Genomic DNA, 3,859 nt, shown 5'->3' with positions numbered 1-3,859 from the left:
CGCGACCGCCCCCGCCGACCGCCGCTGGGCGTCGAGCCCCGCGGCGTGCGCCATCGCCGCCTGACCGACGATCCGCCCGTACACGAGCAGCTCGATCAGCGAGTTGCCGCCCAGCCGGTTCGCACCGTGCAGCCCGCTCGACGCCTCGCCGATCGCGTAGAGGCCCTCGACATCGGTGCCGTGGTCCTCGGACCGCACCCAGACGCCGCCCATCGAATAGTGCGCGGTGGGGGCGATCTCGATCGGGTCGGTCGTGATGTCGAGCATCTGCAGCTCCATCATCGTCTGGTAGACGCGCGGCAGCCGGGTCATGATCGTCTCGCGCGGCAGGTGCGACACGTCGAGCCACACGCCGCCGCTCTCGGTGCCGCGCCCCTCCTGGATCTCGGTGTACGCGGCGAGCGCGACGCGGTCGCGCGTGGAGAGCTCCTTCCGCTCGGGGTCGTAGCGCTCCATGAATCGCTCGCCGAGCGCGTTGCGCAGGATGCCGCCCTCGCCGCGCGCCGCCTCGGAGATGAGCGTCCCTGCCGCGTTCTCCGGCTCGATGATGCCGGAGGGGTGGAACTGCACGAGCTCGGGATCGCGCAGTCGCGCGCCCGCGTCGACGGCGAGACGGAAGGAGTCGCCCGTGTTCTCGTCGCGTCGGGAGGAGGTGCGCCGCCAGATGCGGTTGTGGCCTCCGGCCGCGAGGATCACGGCGTCGGCGTGGATGAGATAGCGGGTGCCGTCGGCCTGGTCGAAGCCGTACGCGCCGAACACGACGTTGTCGCGCACGAGCAGGCGGGTGATGTAGACGTTGTCGAGGATCGGGACGTCGAGCTGCTCGGCCCTGCGGACCAGGGTGCGCTGGATCTCGAGCCCCGTGTAGTCGCCCGAGAACGCGGTGCGACGGTAGGTGTGCGCGCCGAAGAACCGCTGGGAGATGCGACCATCGTCCTCGCGGGCGAAGTCCATGCCCCAGCGCTCGAGGTCGCGGATGCCGCGCTCGGCGCCGCGCGTCACCACCTCGACGGTGTGCGGGTTGGCCAGGAGGTAGCTCTCCTTGATGGTGTCGGCGGCGTGCTGCTGCCAGCTGTCGTCGGCGTCCATCGTGCCGAGGGCCGCGTTGATGCCGCCCGCCGCGAGGGAGGTGTGGGCGTCCTGACGGGGGCGTTTGCCCACGGCGAGCACGTCGACGCCGTGTTCGGCGACCTCGATCGCCGCCCGCAGGCCGGAGCCGCCGGTGCCGATCACGAGGACCGTGGTGGAGATCTGTCGTTCGGGTGCAGTCATGGTCTCGACGCTAGTTAGGACAACCTAATAACTCCAATGCATAGTTCGAGTGGAAACCATACGGGTAGGCTATGGCCATGAACCTCGAGCAACTCCGCGGGTTCGTCGAAGTCGCCCGCCTCGGACACTTCACCCGCGCCTCCGAGCACCTGCACCTGGCTCAGCCCTCGCTGAGCCGACAGATCTCCACGCTCGAACGCGAGCTCGGCGCCGAGCTGTTCCACCGCGCCCGTGGCCACATCGCGCTGACGGCGGCCGGGGAGACGCTGCTCCCCCGCGCCCAGCGCATGCTCGCCGAAGCCGACGCCATCCGCGACGAGATGGGCGAACTCGCGGGGCTCCGGCGCGGCCGTGTGCGGCTCGGGGCACCGCCCACGCTGTGCATCAGCCTCGTCGCCGAAGCCCTCAGCTCGTTCCACGACTCCTACCCCGAGGTCGACCTGCACCTGATCGAGGGCGGCTCCCGCCTCCTGGTCGAGCAGCTCGCGGTCGGCGCCGTCGACATGGCCCTCATCACCCAGTCCGACGGTCCGCCGCCGGCCGGGGTCAGCCTCACCCGCACGCCGTTGCTCGCGGAGGAACTGGTCGTGGTCTCCTCGGCCGCCCGCCCGCCGGTCGCCCGCACCCCCGCGATCCCGCTCAGCCACCTGGCGACCCTGCCGCTCATCGCCTTCGACGAGAGCTACGAGCTGCGGGCCACGACCGATGCCGCCTTCCGCGCCGCCGACCTCACGCCGAACCTGGTGCTGGAGGGCGGCGAGATGGACTCCGTGCTGCGCTTCGTCGAACGAGGGCTCGGCGTCGCCGTGGTGCCCGCGATGGTCCTGTTCGACCGGCCGACGCTGCGGTCCGTGCGGCTCGCCCACCCCGCCATGACCCGCACCGTCAGCCTGGCCCACCGGTCCGACGTCAGCCCCGCCGTCGCGGTCGCCGCCATGCGGCAGGTCATCCTGACCACGGCGTCCGACGTCGCCCGCCGCGACCCCGCGATCACGAGCCTGCTCGACACGGACTGAGACATCCGTCCGGGATGCAGAAACGGCCCCCGCCGAAGCGGAGGCCGTATCGTCACTGTCTCAACACAGTGTGCGCCCGAAGGGACTCGAACCCCTAACCTTCTGATCCGTAGTCAGATGCTCTATCCATTGAGCTACGGGCGCCCAGCCCGCTCAGCGGGCCGTAGAACAGCCTACAACAGTCGCGAGACGAAAGCGAAACGAGGGGTCAGTCGCCCTTCGCTGCCGCCTTCTCCTGCTTCTTGCGGCGCTTCTCCTTCGCCCGCTGCGCCGACGACAGCGCCTGCAGGTCCACCAGGCGCAACGCCTGCATCCGGGCCTCGCGCATCCGCGCGTAGTCGGGGTCCTGTTCCGGTCGCATGCCCTCCACGCGCAGCCGCCGGTCGAGGTTGTGGCGGACGTCGGCCCATGCCGCGGCCCTCGCCTCCTCGACGATCGCCTCGAGCTGCTGCCGGTCGTCCATCATCTCCCGCAGCCGCTGGGCCACCCCGGTCGACTGCTTCGCGCGGCGACGGAGGTTGCGCACATCGCGGTCGCGGTAGTCGTGCGTGCCGACCGGATCGGAGTGCCGCCCCCTGGCCCGCTTGCGCAGCGCCGTGACGGTGGCCGCCGCCTCCTCCGACTCCTCGGCCATCGCGCGCAGGGCCTCGCGCGCGTCGTCGACGTAGCGGTCGAGATCGAACACGCCGCCCTCTGCGATGGTGCCGATGAGGATGTGGTTCTTCACGGCGAGGCGCGCGGCGGCCGTCGCGATCGCGACGCCTTCGGCGATGGCATCCGCAGTCCGTCCCACCGGCACCTCCTCTCCACGAGCGTACCGGTATCGATGCGGCCCGGTCTCGGCCAGAATGGTTCGGCATCCAGCATCTCGCAGGCGTCCGACATCGGTCGGCGACCGCCCGGATCGCACGCGCAGGGAGGCGGCGATGAAGCATCTCGACCTGGTCGGCAGCACCACCGTCATCACAGGCGCCGCGAACGGCATGGGGGCCGAGATCGCGAGGCTGCTCGCTCCCCGCGGCGTGCACCTGGCCCTCCTCGACCACGACCGTGCCGCGCTCGACGCCCTCGCGACCGAGCTGGCCGGCACCACCGTGACGACGCACGTGGTCGACCTCCGCGACGACGACGCGGTCTTCGCGACCGCCGCGCAGATCGCCGCCGTGCATCCGCGGATCACCGCCCTGATCACGTGCGCCGGCTCGTCCATGCTCGGCGACCTCGACCAGCTGACCATGGAGGAGATGCGCTGGCTGACCGACGTGAACCTCTGGGGCACGGTGTCGATCACCAAGGCCCTGCTGCCGTCGCTCCGTGCCGCGCCGGCCGCCCACATCACGCACCTGGCGAGCGTGTACGCCCTGGCCGCTCCCGCCGGCCGCATCCCGTACGCGCTGAGCAAGTTCGCCGTCCGCGGCTTCTCCGAGGCGCTGCGCCACGAGCTCGAGGGCACGACCGTCTCGGTCGGCGCGGTCTACCCGGCGGGTGTGCGCACCGGCATCATCCTGCACGGGCGGTACGCCGCCGCGATCGACCCCGCGGTGGCCGCCCGCGCTGCCGCCGCGGGGTCG

At 71.4% G+C, this 3,859-nt stretch carries 4 protein-coding genes and 1 tRNA gene; 2 read left to right on the top strand and 3 right to left on the bottom strand.

Translation table 11 applies throughout. The features are described 5' to 3' along the window. On the bottom strand, positions 1 to 1,272 hold a 1,272-nt coding region (locus tag DW299_RS18370), incomplete at its 3' end, for an L-aspartate oxidase (RefSeq protein ID WP_136037428.1). A 71-nt stretch (positions 1,273 to 1,343) separates the two neighbouring features. Between DW299_RS18370 and DW299_RS18365 the strand changes: the two genes are divergently transcribed. Next, entirely contained in the window at positions 1,344 to 2,288 is a 945-nt protein-coding gene (locus DW299_RS18365) for a LysR family transcriptional regulator (RefSeq protein ID WP_372490570.1), read from the top strand. 71 nt (positions 2,289 to 2,359) lie between these two features. Here DW299_RS18365 and DW299_RS18360 read toward each other — a convergent pair. Together DW299_RS18360 and DW299_RS18355 are read right to left on the bottom strand one after the other, a co-directional pair. After that, a tRNA-Arg gene (locus DW299_RS18360) sits at positions 2,360 to 2,432 on the bottom strand. 64 nt (positions 2,433 to 2,496) lie between these two features. Then, positions 2,497 to 3,081: an asparagine synthase gene (locus tag DW299_RS18355; protein ID WP_136028978.1), complete on the bottom strand. Its 585-nt coding sequence runs from the start codon at positions 3,079 to 3,081 to the stop codon at positions 2,497 to 2,499. 133 nt (positions 3,082 to 3,214) lie between these two features. On the opposite strand from DW299_RS18355, the gene DW299_RS18350 reads away from it, so the two are divergent. Continuing rightward, the coding region (locus DW299_RS18350; RefSeq protein ID WP_136037427.1) for an SDR family NAD(P)-dependent oxidoreductase at positions 3,215 to 3,859 on the top strand (645 nt) is incomplete at its 3' end.

This window comes from Microbacterium sp. K35 (genome assembly GCF_004794375.1).
Classification (GTDB): Bacteria; Actinomycetota; Actinomycetes; order Actinomycetales; family Microbacteriaceae; genus Microbacterium; species Microbacterium sufflavum.
Note: the sequence above shows the minus strand (reverse complement) of the source record. Positions and strands in the feature narration are given on the sequence as shown.

Excerpts from the sequence above, each read along its gene's own strand:
- DW299_RS18365 (WP_372490570.1), top strand. The coding sequence starts at position 1,344 with ATGGCCATGAACCTCGAGCAACTCCGCGGGTTCGTCGAAGTCGCCCGC.